Source organism: Bacillus sp. FSL W7-1346 (assembly GCF_038593335.1).
Classification (GTDB): Bacteria; Bacillota; Bacilli; order Bacillales; family Bacillaceae; genus Bacillus; species Bacillus altitudinis.
The window spans coordinates 1,778,753-1,803,820 of record NZ_CP151988.1 but is presented as its reverse complement, the minus strand read 5'-3'; the positions used below and the strand labels follow the sequence as shown (position 1 = coordinate 1,803,820).

Genomic DNA, 25,068 nt, shown 5'->3' with positions numbered 1-25,068 from the left:
TAACATAAACAGTCTTAACCTGATGCACCTGGCATCAGGTTTTTTTAGATCAACAAACTGATCATTGACTGGAAGCGTTTTTAATATTATGATTTTTCTAAAGTTAACCAACAGTTAACCAAAAATATATCATCAATTGATTAACATGATCATGACACACAGACAAAACGACCTAAAAGGGGGGACAGATCTTCGGAACCAAAAGAGCTAGAAGGTATAGACTTCACATGTTTTATCAGAACGTAAAGCAAAACTGTGGTTTCATTTGACAAAGAGTGTATACAGATGAAGGCCCCTTAGATGAGACAATGACGATAAATCAACACACGATTGCATCACAATCCAAACAAAGAGGAGAGCGGGAACATGACCAAAACAGATGTACAAACGTTGAAAAATTATATTGGCGGACAATGGGTGGACGCCGAAACGAACCAAACGGAAGCTGTTTATAATCCAGCTACTGGCGAAATCATCGCAGAAGTACCACTTTCAACAAAAACGGATGTAGAACATGCAGTCCAAGCAGCACAAGAAGCGTTCACCACTTGGTCTAAAACAGCTGTTCCCCGGCGCGCACGTATCTTATTTAAATACCAACAGTTACTCGTAGAGAAATGGGATGAGTTAGCTGAACTCGTCACGCTGGAAAACGGAAAAAGTGTAACAGAAGCAAAAGGAGAGGTGCAGCGAGGAATTGAATGTGTGGAATTTGCCGCTGGTGCACCAACCTTAATGATGGGGAAACAACTGCCTGATATTGCGACTGGTCTAGAGTCTGGCATGTACCGCTACCCAATTGGCGTCATCGGTGGCATTACCCCTTTTAACTTTCCGATGATGGTCCCATGCTGGATGTTCCCGCTTGCCATTGCCTGCGGAAATACATTTGTCTTAAAACCTTCAGAACGGACGCCAATCCTTGCTGCACGGTTAGCAGAACTATTTGAAGAAGCAGGACTTCCAAAAGGTGTGCTCAACATTGTCAACGGCGCTCACGATGTAGTAAACGGTCTGCTTGAACATGAAAAGGTAAAAGTCATTTCGTTTGTCGGCTCTCAGCCAGTCGCAGAATACGTCTATAAAAAAGGGACATCACATGGTAAACGTGTCCAAGCACTTGCCGGTGCAAAAAATCACTCCATCGTCTTGAAAGATGCTGATTTAGAATCAGCCACAAAACAGATCATTGGTGCTGCTTTTGGATCAGCAGGTGAACGCTGCATGGCAGCAGCCGTTGTCGCAGTGGAAGAAGACGTGGCAGACGACTTGATTCAACAATTGGTCGATGAATCCAACCAGCTTGTCATCGGAAACGGAATAAATAAAGATGTCTTTCTCGGACCAGTCATTCGGAAGGAGCATAAAGAACGAACTCTTCAATATATCCAATCAGGAATTGAAGAAGGCGCAAGCCTGATTCGTGATGGCAGACAAGATAACGAAACAAATGGAGAAGGGTATTTTGTCGGACCAACGATCTTTGATCATGTCACAAATCAAATGAAAATCTGGCAGGACGAGATTTTTGCCCCAGTCTTATCCATTGTCCGTGTCTCATCACTCGCAGAAGCAATCGACCTGTCCAATCAATCAAAATTCGCAAACGGCGCTTGCCTTTACACAGACAGCGCTTCAAGCATAAGAGAATTTCGTGAAAACATCGAAGCCGGCATGTTAGGCATTAACATTGGTGTCCCTGCTCCAATGGCTTTCTTCCCATTTTCCGGCTGGAAAGACTCCTTCTACGGAGACTTGCACGCCAATGGAACAGATGGAGTAGAGTTTTACACGAGAAAGAAAATGGTGACCGCTCGTTATATATAGCCTACATTTATTAAACATTGAGGAAGAATGCAGCTCCAACATGGAGACTGCATTTTTTTGTTGTCTTCTAGTTAAAAAGTAAGGGTTTTCATCGCACTCTTTACAGGGATTCACAGGGAGAAATCATTCTTTGTATTCATTCTTCATCACGAAACATCAACATAATTTGAAATTGGGCCTAAACCCCAATATCAGGAAGATGAAAACAGGAGGAAATGACACGATGAGGACGAGGATGAAGTGTAGCGTTTGTTTATTGATCTTCACTTTGGTACTGAGTTGTTTGCCGGTATATGAAGCAAATGCGGCAAGCACTCCTATTGCCAAGCAAGTAGGAAATGCAAACCCGCTCATTGATCATCACTTAGGAGCAGACCCGTTTGCGCTTACCTATAACGGAAGAGTGTACCTTTATATGTCGAGTGATGACTATGAATATCAAAGCAACGGAACGATTAAGGACAATTCATTTGCAAATCTGAATAGAGTATTCGTCATCTCTTCGGCGGATATGGTCAACTGGACCGATCACGGAGCGATTCCAGTAGCGGGGGCAAATGGGGCAAACGGCGGCAGAGGCATTGCCAAATGGGCAGGCGCATCATGGGCCCCATCAGCAGCGGTAAAGAAGATCAACGGAAAGGATAAATTTTTCCTTTATTTCGCTAACAGCGGCGGAGGGATTGGAGTCCTTACAGCAGACAGCCCGATCGGCCCATGGACTGATCCGATTGGAAAACCACTCGTTACGCCAAGTACACCTGGCATGTCCGGAGTTGTATGGCTTTTTGATCCGGCCGTATTTGTAGATGATGACGGTACGGGTTATCTATATGCCGGCGGAGGCGTTCCAGGCGGTTCCAATCCAACGCAGGGACAATGGGCAAATCCTAAAACAGCAAGAGTCCTGAAGCTAGGTGCTGATATGACAAGTGTGGCCAGTAGCGCATCCACCATTGATGCTCCTTTTATGTTTGAAGACTCAGGGATGCATAAGTATAACGGAACCTATTACTATTCCTATTGCATCAATTTTGGCGGCTCACATCCTGCTGATAAACCACCTGGTGAAATCGGCTATATGACGAGCTCAAGTCCGATGGGACCCTTCACGTATAAAGGACACTTTCTAAAAAATCCGGGTGCTTTTTTTGGTGGCGGCGGTAACAACCATCATGCGGTGTTCAATTTTAAAAACGAGTGGTATGTGGTGTATCATACGCAAACCGTTAGCTCTGCATTATACGGAAGCGGCAAAGGCTATCGCTCTCCACATATTAATAAGCTTGTGCATAATGCAGATGGCTCCCTTCGAGAAGTAGCAGCCAATTATGAAGGAGTGAAACAGCTATCTAATCTGAATCCATATCAACGTGTTGAAGCTGAAACATTCGCTTGGAATGGACGCATTTTGACAGAAGCCTCGTCAGCACCAGGAGGACCAGTGAATAACCAGCATGTCACCAATATTCAAAATGGCGATTGGGTCGCTTTAGGGAATGTAGACTTTGGTTCCAATGGCGCTAGAACATTTAAAGCCAATGTCGCATCGACAGTAGGCGGGAAAATAGAAGTACGCCTTGACAGCGCAAACGGCAGACTGGTCGGTACACTGAATGTCCCTTCCACCGGTGGAACACAAAACTGGCGGGAAATAGAAACAGCGATTAACGGCGCATCCGGAGTGCACAACGTATTTTTTGTCTTTACCGGAACAGGCGGGGGAAATCTATTCCAATTTGATTCTTGGCAGTTTACTCAAAGGTAGCGAATAAAGGTGCTTAAATGTTTGATAGAGGAGTGGGAAATTTGATGTCATGTATAAAAAAACCAATGCTTGCTTTATTGGTGTGTTTCACCATGCTATCTGTCATGTTCATAGGCCCCGGAGTAGCTGAAGTATCAGCAGCTGACGCAAACATTAACCTTAATGCAGAAAGACAAGTGATTCGTGGTTTTGGCGGAATGAACCATCCAGCTTGGATTGGTGATTTGACAGCACCACAAAGGGAAACCGCCTTTGGCAATGGACAAAATCAGTTAGGGTTTTCCATTCTTAGAATTTATGTAGACGAAAACAGAAACAATTGGAGCAGAGAAGTCGCGACGGCCAAACGAGCGATCGAGCATGGTGCTCTAGTCATTGCTTCCCCTTGGAATCCTCCAAGCAGTATGGTTGAAACATTTAACCGGAATGGATCACCTGCCAAGCGGCTTAAATACAATCAATACGCAGCATATGCTCAGCATCTGAATGATTTTGTCACTTACATGAAAAACAACGGAGTCAATCTTTATGCCATTTCTGTTCAAAACGAGCCCGATTATGCACACGAATGGACATGGTGGACACCTCAGGAAATCCTGCGATTCATGAGAGAAAATGCCGGTTCTATTAATGCACGTGTGATTGCACCAGAATCCTTTCAATACCTTAAGAATATCTCAGATCCTATCTTAAACGATCCGCAGGCGCTAAGGAATATGGACATTCTCGGCGCTCATCTATACGGGACCCAAATTAGCCAGCTTCCTTATCCTCTTTTCAAACAAAAAGGGGCAGGAAAAGAGCTATGGATGACAGAAGTCTACTACCCGAATAGCGATAACAATTCAGCGGACCGCTGGCCTGAGGCATTAGGGGTATCAGAGCATATTCACCATTCAATGGTGGAAGGGGACTTTCAGGCGTATGTGTGGTGGTACATTAGGAGATCATACGGTCCTATGAAGGAAGATGGAATGATTAGCAAGCGTGGATACAACATGGCGCATTTCTCCAAGTTTGTGCGACCAGGTTTCGTCAGAATTGATGCAACGAAAAGCCCTGAACCGAATGTTTTCGTCTCAGCCTACAAAGGAAACAATCAGGTCGTCATTGTGGCGATTAATAAAAACAATGCAGGGGTCAATCAACACTTAGTCGTGCAAAATGGCTCTGTTTCTCAGGCGTCTAGATGGGTGACGAGCGGCAGCAGCAACCTTCAACCTGGAACTGACTTAAACATATCAGGAAATCAATTTTGGGCTCATCTCCCTGCTCAAAGTGTGACAACATTTGTGGTCAAACGCTAGAGAAACACGAAAAGCCAATTTTCTCATTAAAAAAGAAAATTGGCTTTTTTCTGTGTAAATAGAAAGTTGATTTTTCACGACGTCAACACTTTGGGTATAATAATAACAATGACTTCAGGAGAGTGATCATCATGCCAAAGGTTCAAAGCAAAGTATTGATTATAGATGACGAAAAAGAAATTTTAGAGTTAATCCATACCGTATTAACAAGAGAAGGCATTGACCAGGTGTTAACAGCTTCAACTGCCCGTGATGGGCTCACGCAATTTCATCAAGAACAACCAGATCTCGTCATACTGGATATTATGTTGCCAGACGGAGAAGGCTACGATATTTGCAAACAAATCAGAGATGTCTCGCATGTTCCGATTATCTTTTTATCAGCAAAGGGAGAGGAATCAGACAAAATTGTAGGCCTTGCCATTGGCGGCGATGATTACATTACAAAACCGTTCAGTCCAAAAGAAGTCGCCTACCGGGTAAAAGCCCAGCTAAGACGGTCATCATACGTACAGCTTTCTCAAGCGGAGCCCGTGATCAAAAAAGGCCCATTTGAGTTAAACGAGCAGCAAGCCGAACTGACGAAAAACGGAGCGGCGATTGAGCTCACTCCGAAAGAACTTATGTTGATGACTTATTTCTTGCAGCATCCGAATCGCGTCATCAGTAAAGAAACGCTTTATCAAACGGTTTGGGGAGAGGATTTCTTCGGTTCTGATAATACGGTAATGGTTCATATACGAAGACTGCGGGAAAAAATAGAACATTCCCCATCTACACCAGAATTTCTCGTGACGGTCAAAGGGCTTGGCTATAAATTTGTCGTAAAGGATGCGTAAAGATGAAATGGCGATTAACAGGCAGATACATGGTCTCTGTCATTATCGTGACCATTATCACGGTCTTTATTAACTTATTTGGATTCATGATATGGCTTGTACTACAAGCCAGCAGTCAGCAAAACGAAGAAAATACGCCGGAAACCTTCACAAGAACATTTGAACAATACATCACCTTGTCTGATCAAAATATCACTGTGAGTAAAGAAGGACAGCAAGCCTTAAAACAACAAAATGCGTGGATTCAAATATTAGACGAAAATGGACAAGACGTCTATCATGCACTAGCACCTAAAGGCATAAAGAGCAAATACACACCTATAGAAATTGTAAACTTACATAAATATAAAGATAAGCAATTGATGTCGACGATCTATGCTGGAGGGAAAAATGGAAAGGGTAAGGAATACAGCTACTTCATCGGATTTAAGGACCCTTCCATCGGAAAATATTTATTTTCTTTTGATACGAAAGAATTAATAGCGCAATTCAATATCGGGACGATGATTTTATTATCGATTGATGCCATCATTGCCTTATTCATTGGATACTTATTCAGCCGGCAACTCATCAAACCGCTCGGCCGTGCCATTTATGGCATCCAGAGGCTCGCAAACGGAGATTATACGACGAAGCTGCCAACGAAGGGGATATATAAAGATGTGTTCTATAATGTCAATCACTTATCAGAGCAGCTCGCTTCAAGCCAAAAAGAAAAAGACAAATTAGAGCAAATGCGGGAAGAGTGGATCAGTCATATTTCTCATGATATTAAAACACCATTATCCTCTATTCAAGGCTATGCAGAAATCATGAAAGATCCAAATTATCCTATTTCAAATCAAGACATTAGACATTATGCCAGCATCATAGAGAATAAATCATTGTACATCAAAGATGTGATGGAGGATCTCAATTTAACAACAAGGCTGAAAAATAACGACGTGATGCTGCATAAAGAACTGGTGAACATTGTGCCATTGCTGCGTGAAACGTTAATTGATATCCTCAACGATTCGAGATATGCAGATCAGACCATTGAGCTACAAACGAATGTAGACAAGCTCATGCTGAATATTGATACGATCCTCATACGAAGAGCGGTCACCAATCTCATTTTAAATGCCCTTGTTCACAATGATGCTGATGTGAAAATCATTGTACAGCTTGAACAAAAAGAACATACCCACATCACCATTCAAGACAACGGCAAAGGAATTGAAGAGGCAGAGCTAGAAAAAGTGTTTGATCGCTACTATAGAGGGACGAATACTGGAGGGGCACATGCAGGCTCAGGTCTTGGAATGGCGATTGCAAAAGATATCATCCAAAAACACGGGGGAGATATTACAATACAAAGTATGATAGGAGAAGGAACAACGATTGATATCCAATTACCCGCTTAAACGGACATACAAAAAAACGGTTCTGCTCAATCACAGAACCGTTTTTTCTAACTCTTATTCTGAAAACACTTTAATGCCTTTCACAATGTTCCAAATGAAGAAGTAGATCGCCACAAGGAATGTCACAGCATACGTTGCAATTAAGAACGGACCAGCATGACTGATATCGTTCATGCCAAGTAAACCTGAACCGGCAATACCAAGACCGAAAATCAAATAAGGAATAATATGTGTCCATAGTGATTTTTTTGCATGGTATTTCACTTCGTCTTTTCCTAAGAAATAAACGATAATCGGAAATAGAAACGGTGCAAAAAAGATACTGAAGTAACATAATGAAGACAAAATTTTATTTTCTCTCAAAGCTTTTCACCTCTATGATTGATTTAGAAGAGGGGACCATTTGACTCACCCCTCAATTCCTTACAAACCCATTGTACAACCTCAACCTTAACTCGTATTAATCCGAACCTTACAGCAACCTTAAATATGTTAAACTGTAAAAAGACAAGGAAAGATAAAATGATTCTGGGTATTTCAATCTATTTTTTCGAAAAAACAGTTGACTTTGGTCATCCCTCTATTTAAAATAAAGTCGTAACCGATGCAGGAGTGTTACTGATATGATCAGGCACCACCAAGTCAGGTAAACAAATTGTACATTTGTACGTTGTTTGCTGAGATTTTGGTGTTTTTTTATGCTTTTTTAGCATTTTAGGTAAGGTGGGATGAGGATGTTCACCGTCGTTAAAGTTTTAAATAATAATATCGTATTAGCTCTAACAGAGGCTCAAAATGAAGTCGTTGTGTTTGGAACAGGAATAGGTTTTAAAAAGAAGAAAGGTGATACACTTGATGAGAGCGCTGTCAGTAAGACATTTTATTCTGATCAGACGTCTCCATTAGAATCTCAACTTGCCGCTATCCCAACTGATATCCTTTTATTAACTGAAAAAATCATTCGCGTAGGCGAAGAGATGTTGAATAAGAAGTTAGGTTCCAGCGCGCTCTTTTCGCTATCCGATCATCTCACCTTCGCTATTCAAAGGCACGAAGAAAAAATGGCGTATGAAAACCCCATTGTGTGGGAAATTCCACATCTCTATTTTCAAGAATATCAAGTCGGGAAAAAAGCACTGACAATTATTCAAAAAATGATGGGCATTTCTTTTGAAGATACTGAAGCTTCACTCATTGCCCTGCATTTTGTAAACGCTCAAATAGATGGTCAGTCTATGGGAGACACCATTAAGATGACTCACCTGACGAAAGAAATCGTCAAAATCATTCAAAATATTTTCGAGATGATATTGGATAAATCATCCATTAATTATTCTAGGTTTATTACCCACTTGAGATATTTTATTGTCAGGCAGGAAACCAATCAACCACCGCAGCAGATGGATGACTCGTTAAAAGAATTAATACAGGATCGTTATATGAAGAGTTATGCCTGCGGATTGATCATCAAAGAAATGTTAAAACGAGAATTCAATTGGAATGTGACAGAAGACGAACTTGTTTTTTTAGTCATCCATATTGAGAGAATCACAAAGGAACACCAAAAAAATAAATGATTTCTTTTAGGCGTGTTATGAAAAAGCATTAACCTAAACAAATCTCCATGAGAAAGAATGATCTTTTCTATGGTGGATTTTGTTTAGGTTTTTTTTGTGAAAATGAAGGGGTGAAAGCATGGAAAACAAAGAATTGGCTGGAAAAATTGTGAAATTAATTGGTGGAACCGAAAATATATCTCAAAGTTGGCATTGTATCACACGGCTAAGATTTAATCTCAACGATGAAAATCAGGTAAAAGTAGATGAGCTGAAAACATTAGATGGTGTTTTAGGTGCTCAATTCCAAAGTGGACAGTTCCAAGTCATTATTGGAGCAAAGGTAGCAGAGGTTTATGAGGAAATCGATCATCTGGCCGGTCATAGTAGCAATGATTCTGCTCCTGTTAAAAACACGTCAAAGATGAACCCAATTGAAGTCGTATTCGATGTGATCAGCGGGATTTTCACACCTATTTTGCCAGCGATTGTTGGTAGTGGATTGATCAAAGGAATCATGGCACTGTTCGTTAGCTTAGGCTGGCTGACGGAGACAAGTTCTACCTATCAAGTACTTCAAATTTTTTCAAATGCTGTCTTTTACTTTTTACCTTTCCTCATTGCTTATTCGGCAGCGAAGAAATTTAAAACGCGAGAATCTCTTGCGCTCGCATTAGCAGGGATTTTACTATATCCAACGATGATAGAAGGTGCAGCAAAAGGAGCAGATCCGTTAAATTTTTTAGGGTTAAGTATTCCACTAAATAATTACACATCTTCTGTATTACCAATTATTTTAGGTGTGCTATTACTAAGTTTTGTCGATAAGTGGATAACAAAAGCGATCCCAAAATCCTTAAGTATCGTATTTACACCGGTACTGAGCCTGATGATCACGGCTCCTCTTACACTGGCTTTTATCGCTCCTATTGGGAACGTTTCTGGGCAATATTTAGAAATCTTTTTCACTTCTTTGTTCAATTTCGCTGGTCCGATTGCCGGTTTATTAATGGGGGGCCTTATGCCACTCATTGTGTTAACTGGAATGCATTACGCATTCTTCCCAAGCACGTTAGCCAGCTTTGAAAAAGTGGGTTACGATATCATGCTGCTTCCAATGAATTTCATTGCGAATATGGCACAAGCAGGCGCTGTGTTAGGTGTCATCATCCGCACCAAGCGGGTAGAAACAAGGTCTTTAGCGCTTTCGACATTGCTTCCTAGTTTCTTCGGGATCACAGAACCAGCCATTTATGGAGTCACACTTAGACTAAAAAAACCTTTTTATGCTTCATTAATTGGCGGCGCAGTCGGTGGATGTTTTTACGGTTTATTTTCAGTTAAAACGACAGCCTTTTCGATCCCAGGCATTACTTCACTGCCAACTTACATTATGAAAGGGACAAATAATTTTCAGCTGGCTCTGATTGGAATCGCCTTTAGCTTCATCGTGTCACTTCTCATCACCATTCTCCTTGGATTTCAGGAGTCTGTCACGGCTTTTAACGAGCAAGCTGCAGAAAAGCCAAATCACACTGAGAGTACAGAGAATCAACAAATGTCTAAGCAAACAAACCCTTATGAAGTTCAAGCACCTATGAGTGGAAAGGTCATTCCTTTATCTGAAGTGAATGATTCCGTGTTCTCAAGTGAAATGATGGGGAAGGGAGTCGCAATTTTGCCTGATAAGGAGGTGGTACAAGCACCGTTCTCAGGAAAAGTAGTGACTGTTACACCTACTAAACATGCCATCGGACTCGTTTCAGATGATGGGATTGAATTATTGATCCACGTGGGGATTGATACCGTCAGCCTAAATGGCCAATTCTTTGATGTACTGGTAAAAGAGGGCGATAAGATAAAGACGGGGGATCATTTATTATCGTTTGATATAGAAGGCATTCAATCAAACCATTTAGATGTAGTGACACCTATTATCGTCACAAATTCAACGCAATACCTTGATGTGATTCATACAGGTGACACTCATGTCACCGCAGGTCAAAATAAGCTCTTAATGCTTATTCACTAATATAAAGAGATAAAGAGAAGGGATGATTGAAATGAAAGAATTAAAAAAAGGATTTTCAGATAATTTTCTATGGGGTGGCGCAACTGCTGCCAATCAAATAGAGGGCGCATACTTAGAAGGTGGCAAGGGCCTGTCGACATCAGACTTTGCTGCATATAAAGATCCTTATGAAAAAGGAAAAGTGAACAACTTTACTTTCGATGTGAGTTCAGCTGAATTAACAAGATACAAGGAACAACCCGATGAATTTGATTTCCCGAAAAGACGCGGAATCGATTTTTACCATCGATATGAAGAGGATATTGCACTATTTGCAGAGATGGGCTTTAAAGTGTTTCGCTTGTCTATTTCATGGGCAAGAATCTTTCCAACTGGTTTAGAAGACAAGCCGAACGAAGAAGGATTGGCTTTTTACGATAACGTATTTGATGAGTGTGCGAAATATGGAATTGAACCGCTAGTCACGATGTCTCACTATGAAATGCCGATTACTTTAACAGAGAAATATAATGGCTGGATGAGTAGAGAGCTTGTCCCGTTGTTTGAAAAATATGCTCGCGCCATTTTAGAAAGATATAAAAATAAAGTGAAGTATTGGATTACATTCAATGAAATGAATATGAACCTCAACAGCCTTTACACCGGTGCTGGAATTTTAGAGGACCTAGTAGACCATAAATTACAGGCTGCGTATCAAGCATCACATCATCAATTTATCGCCAGCGCTCTCACTGTGAAGGCTGCAAAAGAAATCATTCCAAATGTCCAAATTGGCTGTATGATAAACCAAATTGAAGCCTATGCAAAAACAACGAAACCAGAGGACCAGCTGCAAGCGGTAAAATCGAACCAATTGAATATGTTCTATCCGGATGTTCAAGCTAGAGGTGAATATCCAACATACATGGTGAAATATTTTGCTGACAACGACATCAAACTTGATATCGAAGAGCAGGATGAGCAAATTTTGAAAGAGGGCATCGTTGATTTTGTGGCGATCAGCTACTATATGTCCCACGTAGCAGAAGCCCGAGAAGATGCAGCCGAGCTAGCGGGTACATTTGATAGTCCGATCAAAAATGAGCATTTGGAGTTATCACAATGGGATTGGCCAATTGATCCAATGGGTCTGCGCATTTCATTAATTAAACTGTATGACAGATACCAAAAACCTTTATTTGTTTGTGAAAACGGACTTGGCGCAAGAGATACATTGACACCAGACAGAGAAATTCACGACGATTATCGAATTGATTATTTAAAACAACATATTGAACAGATGAAAGAAGCAGTCAAAGAAGGTGTCGACTTAATGGGGTATACACCATGGGGTTGTATTGACTTAATTAGCTGCGGAACATCTCAAATGAGTAAACGCTATGGTTTGATCTATGTAGATCAAGACGACAGAGGGAATGGGACATTAAATCGTTACAAAAAAGATTCCTTCTACTGGTACAAAAAAGTGATTGCAACAAATGGGGAAGATTTATCATAATCCAGATAGAATGATGATGACACCATTGCATCCGCCTTAATTGGCCGGGTACGATGGTGTTTTTTTGTTTACCGAAAAGTAACCTCAATTATGTCATAGCAAGCGCTAGAGATCTCTTTGCTACAATCATTTGATAACAAAAGTTGGCCGAAAAATGTTTCACCTTGACCTTGAAGTATAGTTCAACCTTTATAATGTACATATAGTAAAACAAAATAATAAAAAAGGAGTAACGATGGAGTTGATGACTAGAGGAGAACTTGCCAAAAAAACAGGAGTAAGTCCTGCCGCAATTCGTTACTATGAAGAGCACAACATATTACCTGCTCCAAGACGACGTTCAAACGGTTACAGATTCTATACAGACGACTATGTTGTGAAAATTCAATTGATCAAAGATGCGAAAACGCTCGGTTATTCATTAAAGGAAATAGCTGAAATTATGGACATGCTAAGTCAAGACATAGACCTTGATACCCTAAGACAAATTGTCCATCTTAAACATGAAGAAATTGAAAAGAAAATTAAAAGCCTTCGTCTCATTCAAGACCTTTTATCTAACTTATTAAAAACCCCTGAAAAAAAAGTACAAGTCTACTTGGAATCATTTCGTGTTCCGAAGCAGGATGATCAATAAACCTATTGGGTGAAGGAGAGAAAAAAATGAGTGTAGAAATGTATCATGGTGAACGTTCTAAAGAAAGTATTCAATTTGAAACATTATTCGCTTCGCAAAGTAATAAAGAGAGTTTCTCTAGTATCGAACAGACAAAAAAATTTCTTGAGCAAAAAGGAATTGAAAATACGCAGCCTTATGCCATTGGAGATGATGTGAAGTTAATCAGTGAGGTACAAGAGCAGACATTCGAAGGCATGCAAGTTTTCACATTGAATGAACAAGCATCACAAAATCAAAAAGTCATTCTCTATCTACATGGTGGTGCGTGGACAAATCAGCCTTTGAATGTCCATTGGTGGTTCATGGATAAAATGGCGCAATCACTAGGTGCGAAAGTAGTCGCTCCTATTTACCCAAAAGTACCTCATTATAGCAACCAGGATACGTATCCGAAAATGCTTAACCTATATAAAGACCTTCTGAAAACTGCTGGAAGTGCCAATCAATTGACGATCATGGGAGATTCAGCTGGCGGAAACATCTCACTTGGTCTTGCGCACCTTTTAAAGAAAGAGGATCTGCCGCAGCCGAAGGATATCGTGTTACTATCTGCGTGTGTGGATATGAGTATGAGCAACCCTCTCATATTTGAATATGCAAAAAAAGATCCGATTCTAGGTCATGAAGGAATGGGAGTCATCACAAAATTGTGGGCAGCTGATCAAAGTCTCACAGACCCATTGATTAGTCCGATTTACGGTGACTTTAAAGGGCTCGGGAAGATCACTCATTTTATCGGAACACATGATATGTTATATCCAGATGCCATAAAGCTCGATGAAAAACTATCAGCACAAGGAATGGACATCAAAACCTTTGTTTATCCTGAAATGCTGCATGTGTTTGTTGTCATGCCAATTCCAGAAGCGGCAGATGCTCTGAAGAAAATCATTCAAGTGATCAATCGATAGGGATTCAGTTCACACCTAGAAAGGGTAAATGTTCTGATGTAAATAAGGGAAAAGGTTGCTTACTTGAAAGCAGCCTTTTTCAATTGAATATGAAATAAATTCAAAATGGCCATTCACTACAGATTAAACGGTCTTTTGGCTGGTTAGTAAAGGAGAGTGAAGTTCAGTTCATCACCTCATGTTTGATATAATACATACGAGCAGTGAGGCGAAAGGGGAAACGCGATGAAAACGTTTGATCTATCACAAGAAGATATCGAATTAATAGACGAAGCAAAAAAGAAGATAATCAGTCTTTATGAAGATGACAAGCATCATGTAGGAGCAGCTATCCGGATGAAAACAGGAGAAATCATATCAGCTGTCCATATAGAAGCCTATATCGGACGGGTAACTGTTTGTGCAGAAGCCATTGCGATTGGCAGCGCTTTATCGAATGGATACAAAGATTTTGATACAATTGTTGCAGTGAGACACCCTTATTCAGATGAAAAAGATAGAAGAATTAGAGTAGTCAGCCCTTGTGGCATCTGCCGAGAGCTCATTTCAGACTTTGGACCAACATGTTTTGTCATCCTTGATATGGATGGGGAGCTGGTCAAGGTGAAAATCGAAGAACTCATTCCGCTCAAATATACTAGAAGCTGATGTACGACATAAAGATAAAGTAGGAAAAGGGATGTAGCAAACGTTACATGTGATCCTTGCTACATCCAAGATGACTGAAAAAGCGTTCAACAAAAGCGGCCCCATGTATGTTCTCCATATATTTCGTGTTAAAAATATACTGTTCCATTTGTTCAAGCTTCCGCAGACTCCGCACTAGTATTTTCCGATCATGATCAGACAGAGTAGGATCATCATCTATCTTCTCTAAGGCCTTTTTCACACGTGCAGATACATGTTCAACATATAAATGGTTTTTGGATGCTGGCGGAATACATACCGCTAGGTCACAGCCTAAAAAACGAACACCATCAAGGGTGCAGTTTTCAAAATTGGCGATCAGCTTTTGTTTGCCATTTCCCTCAAACGTTATATCTATTAGCTTACCAGCAAAGGTACAATTGACGATGTTCGCTGCCTGTAAAACACGGTCATTGAATCTACAATTAGAGAAAGTACAATCGATAAACGTAGCATTCTCCAATGTCATTCCCCTCATATCGCAGGAAGAAAATTCGCAATTGGTGAAGACAGCTTCGTTTTTGCCAATGCCCACAGAGCGCAAGTCTGAATGACTAAAAGTACAATGATCAATCGTACTACCGGCAAAAAATCTCGCATTCGTCAGATCACACGTATCAAATACAAGATGATCCAAGTGACAGCTCCAAAAAATAGGAAAACGAACATTTGAGTTGATGATTGTCGTTCTGCTGATTGTTTCGTTTTCATACCTGGTCACATCAGAAAATGCTTCGTTGTCTACTGATATACCAGACTCAAGTCTTCTCATCGCTATCACCCTATCATTTCTTCAGAAATTTTTCACCATCATGATGTTCATTCAGCAAGTTCATTTTCCATCAGCTCTTGTCTTTGACTCAAGATTATATCACAATACGATACTCAGCCAGCAAAGAACCGATATTCATTTTCATGATGAAAGGAGCATAAAAGAACGAAAAGGTTTGACACATTTCCAGAACCAATCGGTAGCTACATAGGAATCCAGATGGATTTTGAGTAAACGACAGGCAGAAGATGTAAGGTACGTAGCCGATCATCTTCACAAACTAAACTCTGGAGAGGGGAAACTGCTGATCCTAACCTTTTAATGAATCGGTTTAAAGTTGAATATCTTACTTCATTCATAAGAAAAAAGAGCAGTCAACAACCGCTCTTTTTTCGTGTGTTAATCTTAATGCGTTTTTAATGGACCTTTTGTGATATGAGTCAGCTCAGCGTTTATATTAAAGATTTTCGCATTGATGTCTGTTATGCCAAAGCTAGTGATTCTTTTAGAATGCATATCGAGATATGTTTGAGCTTCTTCTTTTGTTTCAAATAAATAAATTCCGCCAGCCTCATTTTTCTCAGGACTCTCCGTCCATATCTTCCATATGAACCCATCCTCTTCATTAATACTTCTCGCTAAATCAGAAAACTCTTTTGCCAATTCATCTCCGAAAGGGCCATTCATCTTAAAATCTACTTGTAATACGTAAGCCATCGTTATTCTCCTTATATTGAAGTTGTGAAATACTGTTCTCCTAGAACTTCTTTCATTTGGAACGATTCTTGTGAAAGTTCTTTCTCCATAAAAGATCGCACATCCGATTGATCAACATCGTACATCACTTCAATCTCTTTAGAGAATAGACATTTTTCTTTTTCGAGTAAGGCAGAAACCACGGGTAGCTTTTTCGGTTGAAGCTCTTCTGTGTTTAAAGCTTGCTTTAAACCATCAATATAGACGTCTAATGGTCGACCACCCGTGATTTTAACTCCTTTATTTTCTTCATTGACGAAGATGATGGTCGGAAAACCTCTTGCACCGAGGTCTCGAACAAGAGCAAAATCTTGATTTAATAAGTCTTGTCCGCTAGGGAGCTCCGTTTCATGTAAAATCTCATCTCCGTTCAATCCAAGGTTGTTGACGATATCAATCAAAACTGCAATATCCGATATATTTTGATTGAATGCAAATAGCGCTTCTCTTGCACGGCGTAAAAACGTATAAGCTTGTTCATCACCGTGATGTTTTTGAATCACTTTGAACACACGAGAGGACGGATAGGAGGATTGAACAGGATTGTCAATCATTAAGGACCCATCAATTGGCATGCGAGAATGTTCTCCGACTTCTCTCCAGTGACCTGCAACATCAGCAGGCTTATAAATTCCGTTCGCAGGATCAATTGGACCGTCATGCCATTTCTCTAGCAGTCCACCTAACACAGTCTGGAAATGAAAGTAATGTCCGTATTGCTCTTTAAATCGGCGCAGGACAGGTTCAATTGCCCAGCAATGAGAACAAATTGGATCTGTTACATAGTAGAGCGTAATGTTTTTTTTAGGTTGGTGAAAGTCAATGACCTGGATATCTTCTTCACCTACACCGCATACACCAGTTTCTAAATCACAAAACATGTCATTATTTTTCAAGTTGTTTCCTCCTTAATTTTTCAGGAAAAAATGTGTCCTGATCAGTTGTTTGAATCAAGTCATCATTTGCTTTACAATTGAATCTTAAGACAGAATGAGTGAGATCAACACCAATAATTTCTTCAATTTGTTGTTTATCCGACAGATTCAAGCATGTGTTTAAAAAGAAGGGGGGAAGAAGATGACGCAGCCAAAGACAGATCCGCGTGTATTAAGAACGCGCAAATTAATCATGGAGTCTTTCATGAAGCTTTCATCGAAAAAGGAATTTAAGGATATTACGGTGAAAGATGTGACAGCAGAAGCCCTGATTAACCGAGCCACGTTTTATTATCATTTTGAGGATAAATACGATTTATTAGATAAAACACTCTCAGAAGTATTGTCAATTAATTTAGAAAGTATCAATTTTAACAATAGTAAACTAGATGAAGATACAATGATGAATATTTTTAAAGCGCTAGCCAGTTTCCAACAATCTCTTCATAACCGCTGCCAAGTAGAATATGAAACTGAACTTGCTCCAATTGTTCGAGAACAGCTTGAAATTATTTTTTATCAGTTGTTAGTGAATAAATATACAAATGTCGAAAAGCAAGTGTTGAAGGTCACGGCTGTTTTTTTAAGCTGGGGAATTCACGGAGCTTCTGTTGAGTGGAGAAAAAATAGTTCGCACATATCTTCAGAAGAATTCATTAAATCAGCATTGCCGTATATCATGTCAGGAATTGATTTTAAGCATAACATGTAGACAATTTGACAATGTTTAACCGCTCCACTAATATAAATGCTATAGCATATAAAATGATTAGAGGGTGTTTGCATGAAGTTACATGATTTAATAGGTTATCTCGTTCATCGCACTGATGTGAAAATGACGAATTATTTTACGAATAGGTTAAAGCCATACGGTGTTACACCAGAGCAGTGGAGTATTATCAGTATTCTTAGCCGTGAAAAAGGTGCGACTCAAAAAGAATTGGCAGAAGGCATTGATAAAAATCAAACCACTGTCGTAAGAATGATCCAGTCAATGGAACGAAAAGGGCTTGTCAAAAAAATCTATAATGAACAAGACCGGCGCTCGCATCACCTATTTTTAACAGAAAAAGGGGACGAGATCAAAAAGGCGATTCTTCCTGTCGTCATGGATGCACATCGAACTGTGACAAATCAATTAAGTGATGAAGAGATTGAACAATTAAAATTACTTTTAAACAAATTATTCTATTCAGACTATCCATCTTGATAAATCTATAAGGTAGAAACAACCTCTATTTTTGTATGATATATGCTATGACATATAAATTCCATCCATTCAATGTGGAAGTGGGAAGTGAGATTTTATCAAGATGGCCCCAGAAACCGGTGTCCATTAAGCGACCCTTTCTGGTCAAATAACTTAGAAAGATGTGATCACTATTTTCATTCTTATTCTACAAATTGTATTGGCCGTTTTCTTTTTCCTCACAGGAACGAAAATCATATCTGGAAAAATGGCAGAAGAGTTCAAACGATTTGGTTTACCCGCATTTTTCAATATTTTAACGGGGGCTCTTGAGTTAATAGGCGCTGCTGGAATGCTAGCCGGCATATGGATCCCAACATTAGCATTATTATCAGGCTTATTGTTAGGAGGTACGATGCTGGCAGCTGCATTTACTTTGATCGTATTGGCCAAAGATCCCTTTAAAAAAGCAATCCCTGCACTTGTTTTATTCGCTCTCAGTATCGGTGTCAGCTTATACCACATTCTTTAAATTCATATTAAAAAGCCACAAAAACCTAAACAAATCTCCACTGTTCATGACGGTAGATTTTGTTTAGGTTTTTTAGCGATTGAATTGCTTTCGAAGCACTAGGCATGAGACAGCAAATACTGCGAAAGCGCCCGCTGATCCAGCAGCAAACACCAGCTCAGTTTGCTCTGGTTTGACTTTGAATAACAAAGGGATAGAAAGAATAAGTGCGGCACCACTAAAGCCTAATCCTAATATCAACATGGCAAACAATTTATTCATAGAAACACCCCTTACACTTAGAGTGAGAACACTGGAGACCTACTGATCTAAGTATCATTGTTATGATTCGACAACCTTTAACCTTCCTAGATGGAGTGTATCATATGAGGGTGGGCGATGGGTTTCTTTTCATGAAAACAAAATCGTACAACAAACGATTTTAAACGAACACTGTTCTTTACGAACGATGTTCGTTATAATATAAATGAAATGGAATTTAAAACGATTTCCACAAAGGGATGAGGAGATGCAGAAGATGACGTCATTATCTAAGAATCAAAAGCAAATCGCTATCATCGGAGGAGGACCTGGGGGACTAACACTTGCCTTAATTTTGCAAAATTACGGTATACAAACAACCATTTATGAACGAGAGATGCATGACAAGAGCCTTGAACGAGGCGGCTCACTGGATATTCACGAAGAAACAGGTCAAAAAGCCTTAAAAGAAGCAGGAGTTTATGAGAAATTTCAAAGGAACGCCCGCTATGAAGGGGAAGATTTCCGATTACTTGATAAATCAGGAAGAATTTATTTAGATGAAGAAACGGAATCAGATCAAACAGGTACTCGCCCGGAAATTGATCGTGGTGTGTTATGTGAACTACTGTTAGAACAAATTGATGCTGAAACCATCAAATATGGGTATAAACTAGAAAGATGCGTTTCATTAGAAAGTGGTATGACAGAGCTTCATTTTGAAAACGGGGTTGTCGAGACAGTTGATCTTTTAATTGGGGCTGATGGTGCTTTTTCTCGTGTGCGTCCTCTGTTAACAGATATTGAGATTGAATACTCTGGGCTCACGATGCTAGAACTGAATGTCTTAAGCGTAGAGGAGAACCACCCTGATTTAGCTGAATTTAATAAACGAGGTAAGATGTTTGCTTTGGCAGACCACAAAGGACTGATTGGGCAGTTAAACGGAGATGGACGAATCAAAGTGTATGCAAGCCTTATGGTAGAACGCAACTGGATCGAGACTTGTGGTATTCCGTTTCATCAAGCGAAAGAAGCAAAAGAACAATTATTGGCGTTATTTAGTGATTGGGACGATCAGCTGAAAAATTATATTCGTTATGCAGAAGATGCCATCATTCCAAGACGGATTTATACGCTTCCTGTCGGTTTCAAATGGAATCGTCATAAAGGAGTAACGCTTATCGGTGATGCAGCTCATGTCATGTCACCATTCGCAGGCGAGGGTGTGAACATGGCGATGTTTGATGCAAGGGAGCTAGCACTTGCTATTGTCCGGCATCCTCATCATTTTGAAAAGGCGATTGAAGAATACGAAGACATGATGTACGAATATTCATCGAAAAAAGCGCATGAATCGGAGAATAGTTTAAAACTGTGTTTTTCAAAAGACGCTGCGGTCAAGTTTGCAGATATGATGAATTCTTTTCAAAAGGATGATGATTGATGCTCAATTTACTATTTTACTTTGACATGTTATAAAGAGAGTATGAACAATTCAAATCGTCGTATGATCAGTCGCCGGTCTCGGCCGGCTAAAGAACCCTTAAGCCGTGAGCTTATTGTGAAAACGGCCTATGAGCTTCTTAAGGAGCATGGGATAGAGGGCATGAGTATGCGTAAGGTGGCTAAAGCACTCGATACGGGACCTGCATCCTTGTATGTCTACGTGGACAATGTTCAAGAACTCAGTGCTTACGTATTGGATTATGGTCTCGGACAAATGGTTTATCCAGAGTCAGAGGATGGCACATGGAAAGAACAGTTATTCGACCTATTGCATACTTATTTCCTCCTGCTATTCGAAAAACCTGGTCTCGCTGAAATTTCTCTTTCCACCATTCCACAAGGAACGAACTTTCTTCAGTTGACCGAACGTATTCTCGCTGCATTGCATGAAGGCGGGATCAAATCTACATCCGCAGCATGGGGAGTAGACCTATTGCTGTTATACGTATCTTCTGTAGCATACGAAAAGGTCTCTTGGAAGAAACAAGGCTCTTCACAGATTTCAGACACAAAAAAAGCATTTCTTCAAGCAGACAAAACGCAGTTTCCTTTCATTCATCGTGTAAAAGAAGAAATGTTTGCAGGTGATACCGTATCAATGGAACGGTTCCGATGGGGAATTGACGTCATTTTGTATGGCATCCAGCAGGAAGACAATTAGAAAGGAGCACAAGCAAAAAGCAGTCAATGGCTGCTTTTTGCTTGTGGTGATTTTCATATTTGTGATCTTGTGAGCATTACAATATATAAATAAATCTATATATTGTTTTTATATATAAAAAATTATATAATCTAGTGGAATAAAAAAATGAGGTGCTTAGGCATGGAACATATTAAAAAGTTATTAGAGAGTTATATTCCTTTAGCAAAATCTACTGCAAAAATGTTTGGACCAAATTGTGAAGTGGTGATTCATGATTTAACGAATCCTCAAGCATCTGTCATGTTTACAGTAAATAACCATGTGACAGGAAGAGAAATCGGCCAATCATTTGATCATCTAGTCAAGACTGTATTACAATCAGAAGATTTTAAAGAAGATTATCTGGCTGGTTATACATTTGTAACAGAAGATAAGCGTACGATTCGTTCTTCGACTTCATTAATACGTGATTCAAAGCAAAAAGTGATCGGTGCTTTCTGTATCAATTTTGATGTTGAAGCACTGAATCAAATGCAGCAATTTATGGATACTTTTCTTTCTACACAAGTGGAAGCTCAAGAAAAAGAAACAACATCAAATGATGATCTTGAAAATGTGGAAGAAATAGTAGATCAATTGATTCAACAAATCATTCAAAACAGTGTTCATCCAGTTATGAAACGTCATGAAAAAATTGAACTAATCAAATTCATGGATGAAAAGGGCATTTTTTTAATGAAAGGATCTGTTGAGAAGGTCGCATCTATGTTAGGCATTTCCAAAGTAACCGTCTATAGCTATTTGGATGAAATCAAAAATAAATCGAGGTAAGGAGTGTCAAAATGGAAAGCATACTCGAGGTAGGAAATCTAAAATCAAACGGACACTATGCATTCGCAACCATTCATCAAAACACGGTCTATGTGTCGGGACAATTTGCCATCAATCCTGAAACGACAGAAAAAGAGTTCGGCCCCATTGAAAAAGAGACATTACAAGCGCTTAAGAATGTAGAGATGATTGTAGAGGCTGCTGGAAGTCAAAAAGAAAAGATTTTGCGCATGACATTATACATTTCAGATATTGAATTATGGGACAAAGTAGATGCGGTTTATACCGAATTTTTCGGTGAACATAAACCAGCTCGTACGATTGTACCAACGAATGAATTACATTTTGGTTTCAAAATTGAAATGGATGCCATTGCATATATTTAGAATATTTTTTTGACCACCCTATATAAAAAATTATATTTTATATAAAAAAATATTCAAAGGGGCAGATGAAGAATGAATCAATTAATTTGTAACCATTGCGGAGAAAAATATGAGATGACACCAACTCTATGGAAATGTGATTGTGGTGGAGTATTCAATCTAGTGAAAGATACCCCGAAAATAGACGTCACAGCTTGGGATCACTATCCAAATTCATTATGGCGTTATGTTGAAACCATGCCATTTCCAAAAGGTTCTAAGACGTGGGAAACTGTGACAATGGGCGAGGGCCAATCTCCTTTAATCGTTCTAGATCCTAATGAGCCAAACACATATGTAAAAGTTGATTATATGATGCCGACACTATCATTTAAAGACCGTGGAGCAGCTGTGTTAATGACAAAAGCTAAGGAATTAGGGGTAACAAAAGTCATTGCTGATAGCAGCGGGAATGCAGGAACGGCAATTGCTGCGTATGCGGCGCGTTGTGGTATTGCCTGTGACATCTATCTAAGTGATCAAACGTCACCTAAAAAAGTTGCTCAAATAAAAGCCCACGGAGCAACGATTAAAGAAATTCATGGTACACGAGAGGACATTGCAGCTGCGGCCCAAAAGGCAGTAGACGAGGAAAACGTTTTTTATGCAAGCCATGTCTATAACCCTTATTTTTTCGAAGGTACAAAAACATACGCCTATGAAATCTATGAGCAACTAAAAGGAGCACCGGATGCTTTAATCATTCCGGTTGGAAACGGCACTCTGCTGCTCGGTGCGTATTATGGCTTTAAAGAGTTATTTGAAAATGGTCTCATTCATAAAATACCGAAAATTGTTGCTGTCCAAGCGAAAAACTGCGCACCCCTTGTGAAAGCCTATCAAAATGAAGAAGAATCAGCATCACCTGTCACAAATAAAGGGACTGTAGCAGAAGGGATCGCTATTGCTGCCCCAGCGCGTTCTAAACAAATTTTAGAAGCTGTATACAAGACGAATGGTACGTTTATTGATATTGAAGAAGAAGAAATTATACATGCACGCTCTAAACTGAGTGAGAAAGGATTTTATGTCGAAGTGACATCTGCCATCAATTTTGCGGGTTACATGAAATATCAAAAGGAATCAGAAGAAACCATTATCATACCTCTTTGTGGGGCAGGGATTAAATCAAAATAACCTTAGGACTCTGGTAGAATAGAGCGTTGCGTGCCTCGTTGTCCTATTATAGGTTCAATCAGGAGTAATATTTGCGAAATGAATTTAAATGAAATGGAGGGATTTGGCGGGGACATACCCCTTTGAAAACTTTACAGATGACATCATTCCTTTGCTGGATCTTTCGGATTCTGATAGTTACTTAATGCCAGATGTTTGTAAGACTGTTGCAGTTAGATTACGTCAACTGATCCACAATTGGCCTGATATGATATAGATAAGAAGAACGCTCTCTATCTGGCAGAAGAAATGGAGTTAGCGCATCAACAAAATGAGCCAATCGGATTGATATAAGATGAGAAGAAAGCTACTTTAGAAAGCATGTTTAAACTGTAGTAGCTTTCTTTCCACTCTACCTAATTATTTTTCATTTGTTCCTCTCCCCAATAGCATATCTCATCTAATACAGGCATCAGTGATAAACCCTTTTCAGATAAACTATATTCTACTTTTGGAGGCACTTGGGGATATTCTTTACGATGAATTAAGTGATCCGCCTCAAGCTCTTTTAGTGTATTGGTTAATGTTTTAAAAGAAATCGTTCCGAGCTTACGTTTCAGCTGATTATAGCGAACAGGACCATCGTTTGAATATAAAGCATACAGAACTGGCATTTTATATTTCCCACCAATTAATGACAAAGTATACCCAAAACCAGTATCTTTTAGCTCAGCTTTCGTCTGGAAGGACTCCTCATTCATTTTATACTCTCCTTTGGGTTAGTATCGCACTTTGATTACCGTACTTGTAGTATGTTATAGCATACAATAAAATCAATGTACATCAAAAAATGATGCAAAACTCAGAAAAAGGGTGAATGAATAATGAAAACGATTGTCTATGCACATCCTTGGGATGGAAGCTATAATCATGCCATTTTGACTTCCATAACAGAAAAATTAGAAACAAAGAGAGAACCGTTTCAAGTAATCGATTTATATAAAGATGGATTTAATCCTGTGTTTACAGCTGAAGAATTAAAGCATTTTCATAAAGGAGAAACGCCTTATTCATTAGTGAAGGATTATCAAGAAAAATTAAAACAGTCAACAGAATTGGTATTTATTTTCCCAGTCTGGTGGTGGGATCTACCTGCTATGTTAAAAGGATTTATTGATAAAGTGATGTTAAGCGGTTTCGCATTCATTGAAGATCAAAACACTGGTACTTTGAAAGGTTTATTGACAAATATAAAAAAAACAACCGTGATCTCAACATCTACAACAGATAAGGATTATATTGAATCTGAAGCTGGAAATGCTATTCAAAGCGTTTTTATTAACAGAACGCTAGCTGATTTGGGATTGAAAAATGAATCCACGAAATGGATTCATTTTTCTAGAGTGAACTTAACAACAGATGAAAAGAGAAAGCAATTTTTAAAAGAAATATCCCAGATTATTTGATTTACAGTACAACAAATAAGGGCCATCTTCTACGACCGATTTAATTTATTGAGAAGGTCGTAGAAGTTTTGTCATTTAAGCAACAACAAATCGTGCCTGCCCCTAATTGACCTCTTGCACTCCTCCAAATACACCATTATTTAA

At 39.4% G+C, this 25,068-nt stretch carries 26 protein-coding genes; 20 read left to right on the top strand and 6 right to left on the bottom strand.

Annotated elements, in window-relative coordinates:
• Positions 1-366 precede the first annotated feature (366 nt).
• The 5 genes from NST09_RS09200 to NST09_RS09180 all read left to right on the top strand — a co-directional run bounded on the left by NST09_RS09200 (position 367) and on the right by NST09_RS09180 (position 7,147).
• Positions 367-1,827 carry a CoA-acylating methylmalonate-semialdehyde dehydrogenase gene (locus NST09_RS09200; protein WP_342493535.1) on the top strand — a complete coding sequence of 487 codons (1,461 nt, stop codon included), beginning with the start codon at positions 367-369 and terminating at the stop codon, positions 1,825-1,827.
• A 223-nt stretch (positions 1,828-2,050) separates the two neighbouring features.
• On the top strand, positions 2,051-3,595 hold the full coding sequence (locus NST09_RS09195; protein WP_342493534.1) for a glycoside hydrolase family 43 protein: 1,545 nt from the start codon (positions 2,051-2,053) through the stop codon (positions 3,593-3,595).
• Positions 3,596-3,636: 41 nt separating this feature from the next.
• Positions 3,637-4,902, top strand: coding sequence for a glucuronoxylanase (locus NST09_RS09190; RefSeq protein ID WP_342493533.1), 1,266 nt, complete (start codon positions 3,637-3,639; stop codon positions 4,900-4,902).
• A 131-nt stretch (positions 4,903-5,033) separates the two neighbouring features.
• Positions 5,034-5,741, top strand: coding sequence for a response regulator transcription factor (locus NST09_RS09185; RefSeq protein ID WP_148780351.1), 708 nt, complete (start codon positions 5,034-5,036; stop codon positions 5,739-5,741).
• A 2-nt stretch (positions 5,742-5,743) separates the two neighbouring features.
• Positions 5,744-7,147, top strand: a complete 1,404-nt coding sequence (locus NST09_RS09180; protein WP_342493532.1) for a HAMP domain-containing sensor histidine kinase — start codon at positions 5,744-5,746, stop codon at positions 7,145-7,147.
• A gap of 54 nt (positions 7,148-7,201) precedes the next feature.
• On the opposite strand, the gene NST09_RS09175 is transcribed toward NST09_RS09180, so the two are convergent.
• Positions 7,202-7,510 carry a DUF4870 domain-containing protein gene (locus NST09_RS09175; protein ID WP_007499277.1) on the bottom strand — a complete coding sequence of 103 codons (309 nt, stop codon included), beginning with the start codon at positions 7,508-7,510 and terminating at the stop codon, positions 7,202-7,204.
• Between the two features lie 371 nt (positions 7,511-7,881).
• Here NST09_RS09175 and NST09_RS09170 point away from each other — a divergent pair, with 371 nt between their 5' ends.
• The 6 genes from NST09_RS09170 to NST09_RS09145 all read left to right on the top strand — a co-directional run bounded on the left by NST09_RS09170 (position 7,882) and on the right by NST09_RS09145 (position 14,471).
• On the top strand, positions 7,882-8,724 hold the full coding sequence (locus NST09_RS09170) for a PRD domain-containing protein (protein WP_008343748.1): 843 nt from the start codon (positions 7,882-7,884) through the stop codon (positions 8,722-8,724).
• Positions 8,725-8,842: 118 nt separating this feature from the next.
• Positions 8,843-10,735 (top strand): beta-glucoside-specific PTS transporter subunit IIABC, encoded by a 1,893-nt coding sequence (locus tag NST09_RS09165; RefSeq protein WP_342493531.1) that lies wholly within the window; start codon positions 8,843-8,845, stop codon positions 10,733-10,735.
• Between the two features lie 22 nt (positions 10,736-10,757).
• Positions 10,758-12,233 (top strand): glycoside hydrolase family 1 protein, encoded by a 1,476-nt coding sequence (locus NST09_RS09160; protein ID WP_328892003.1) that lies wholly within the window; start codon positions 10,758-10,760, stop codon positions 12,231-12,233.
• 235 nt (positions 12,234-12,468) lie between these two features.
• Positions 12,469-12,870, top strand: a complete 402-nt coding sequence (locus NST09_RS09155; protein ID WP_017367349.1) for a MerR family transcriptional regulator — start codon at positions 12,469-12,471, stop codon at positions 12,868-12,870.
• A 26-nt stretch (positions 12,871-12,896) separates the two neighbouring features.
• Entirely contained in the window at positions 12,897-13,823 is a 927-nt protein-coding gene (locus NST09_RS09150) for an alpha/beta hydrolase (RefSeq protein ID WP_048001471.1), read from the top strand.
• A gap of 225 nt (positions 13,824-14,048) precedes the next feature.
• Positions 14,049-14,471, top strand: a complete 423-nt coding sequence (locus NST09_RS09145) for a cytidine deaminase (RefSeq protein WP_017367347.1) — start codon at positions 14,049-14,051, stop codon at positions 14,469-14,471.
• A 43-nt stretch (positions 14,472-14,514) separates the two neighbouring features.
• On the opposite strand, the gene NST09_RS09140 is transcribed toward NST09_RS09145, so the two are convergent.
• The 3 genes from NST09_RS09140 to NST09_RS09130 all read right to left on the bottom strand — a co-directional run bounded on the left by NST09_RS09140 (position 14,515) and on the right by NST09_RS09130 (position 16,934).
• Positions 14,515-15,282, bottom strand: a complete 768-nt coding sequence (locus NST09_RS09140) for a pentapeptide repeat-containing protein (protein ID WP_076821615.1) — start codon at positions 15,280-15,282, stop codon at positions 14,515-14,517.
• Between the two features lie 405 nt (positions 15,283-15,687).
• Positions 15,688-15,999, bottom strand: a complete 312-nt coding sequence (locus NST09_RS09135) for a monooxygenase (RefSeq protein ID WP_076821617.1) — start codon at positions 15,997-15,999, stop codon at positions 15,688-15,690.
• A gap of 11 nt (positions 16,000-16,010) precedes the next feature.
• Positions 16,011-16,934 carry a DsbA family protein gene (locus NST09_RS09130; RefSeq protein ID WP_116306925.1) on the bottom strand — a complete coding sequence of 308 codons (924 nt, stop codon included), beginning with the start codon at positions 16,932-16,934 and terminating at the stop codon, positions 16,011-16,013.
• 181 nt (positions 16,935-17,115) lie between these two features.
• Here NST09_RS09130 and NST09_RS09125 point away from each other — a divergent pair, with 181 nt between their 5' ends.
• The 3 genes from NST09_RS09125 (at position 17,116) to NST09_RS09115 (ending at position 18,694) form a co-directional block, all read left to right on the top strand.
• Positions 17,116-17,685: a TetR/AcrR family transcriptional regulator gene (locus NST09_RS09125; RefSeq protein ID WP_076821622.1), complete on the top strand. Its 570-nt coding sequence runs from the start codon at positions 17,116-17,118 to the stop codon at positions 17,683-17,685.
• A gap of 72 nt (positions 17,686-17,757) precedes the next feature.
• Complete coding sequence (locus tag NST09_RS09120; protein WP_061407997.1) at positions 17,758-18,183, top strand: MarR family transcriptional regulator; 426 nt, start codon at positions 17,758-17,760, stop codon at positions 18,181-18,183.
• A 163-nt stretch (positions 18,184-18,346) separates the two neighbouring features.
• A complete protein-coding gene (locus tag NST09_RS09115) occupies positions 18,347-18,694 on the top strand; it encodes a DoxX family protein (protein ID WP_076821624.1) in 348 nt (115 codons plus the stop codon).
• 72 nt (positions 18,695-18,766) lie between these two features.
• Here the strand turns inward: NST09_RS09115 and NST09_RS09110 are convergent, their stop codons facing one another.
• Positions 18,767-18,955: a hypothetical protein gene (locus NST09_RS09110; protein WP_017367345.1), complete on the bottom strand. Its 189-nt coding sequence runs from the start codon at positions 18,953-18,955 to the stop codon at positions 18,767-18,769.
• A gap of 256 nt (positions 18,956-19,211) precedes the next feature.
• Between NST09_RS09110 and NST09_RS09105 the strand changes: the two genes are divergently transcribed.
• The 5 genes from NST09_RS09105 (at position 19,212) to NST09_RS09085 (ending at position 23,479) form a co-directional block, all read left to right on the top strand.
• A complete protein-coding gene (locus NST09_RS09105; protein WP_342493530.1) occupies positions 19,212-20,381 on the top strand; it encodes an NAD(P)/FAD-dependent oxidoreductase in 1,170 nt (389 codons plus the stop codon).
• A gap of 63 nt (positions 20,382-20,444) precedes the next feature.
• Positions 20,445-21,104, top strand: coding sequence for a TetR/AcrR family transcriptional regulator (locus NST09_RS09100; RefSeq protein ID WP_342493549.1), 660 nt, complete (start codon positions 20,445-20,447; stop codon positions 21,102-21,104).
• Between the two features lie 162 nt (positions 21,105-21,266).
• The gene (locus NST09_RS09095) at positions 21,267-21,917 is read left to right on the top strand and encodes a PAS domain-containing protein (protein WP_017359563.1); all 651 of its coding nucleotides are present in this window, start codon (positions 21,267-21,269) and stop codon (positions 21,915-21,917) included.
• 11 nt (positions 21,918-21,928) lie between these two features.
• Positions 21,929-22,303 (top strand): RidA family protein, encoded by a 375-nt coding sequence (locus tag NST09_RS09090; RefSeq protein WP_017367342.1) that lies wholly within the window; start codon positions 21,929-21,931, stop codon positions 22,301-22,303.
• Positions 22,304-22,375: 72 nt separating this feature from the next.
• A complete protein-coding gene (locus NST09_RS09085; protein WP_342493529.1) occupies positions 22,376-23,479 on the top strand; it encodes a threonine synthase in 1,104 nt (367 codons plus the stop codon).
• Between the two features lie 395 nt (positions 23,480-23,874).
• Here NST09_RS09085 and NST09_RS09080 read toward each other — a convergent pair whose 3' ends face one another.
• The gene (locus NST09_RS09080; RefSeq protein WP_017359567.1) at positions 23,875-24,219 is read right to left on the bottom strand and encodes a helix-turn-helix domain-containing protein; all 345 of its coding nucleotides are present in this window, start codon (positions 24,217-24,219) and stop codon (positions 23,875-23,877) included.
• A gap of 123 nt (positions 24,220-24,342) precedes the next feature.
• Here NST09_RS09080 and NST09_RS09075 point away from each other — a divergent pair, with 123 nt between their 5' ends.
• A complete protein-coding gene (locus NST09_RS09075) occupies positions 24,343-24,924 on the top strand; it encodes an NAD(P)H-dependent oxidoreductase (RefSeq protein ID WP_017359568.1) in 582 nt (193 codons plus the stop codon).
• Positions 24,925-25,068: the final 144 nt, after the last annotated feature.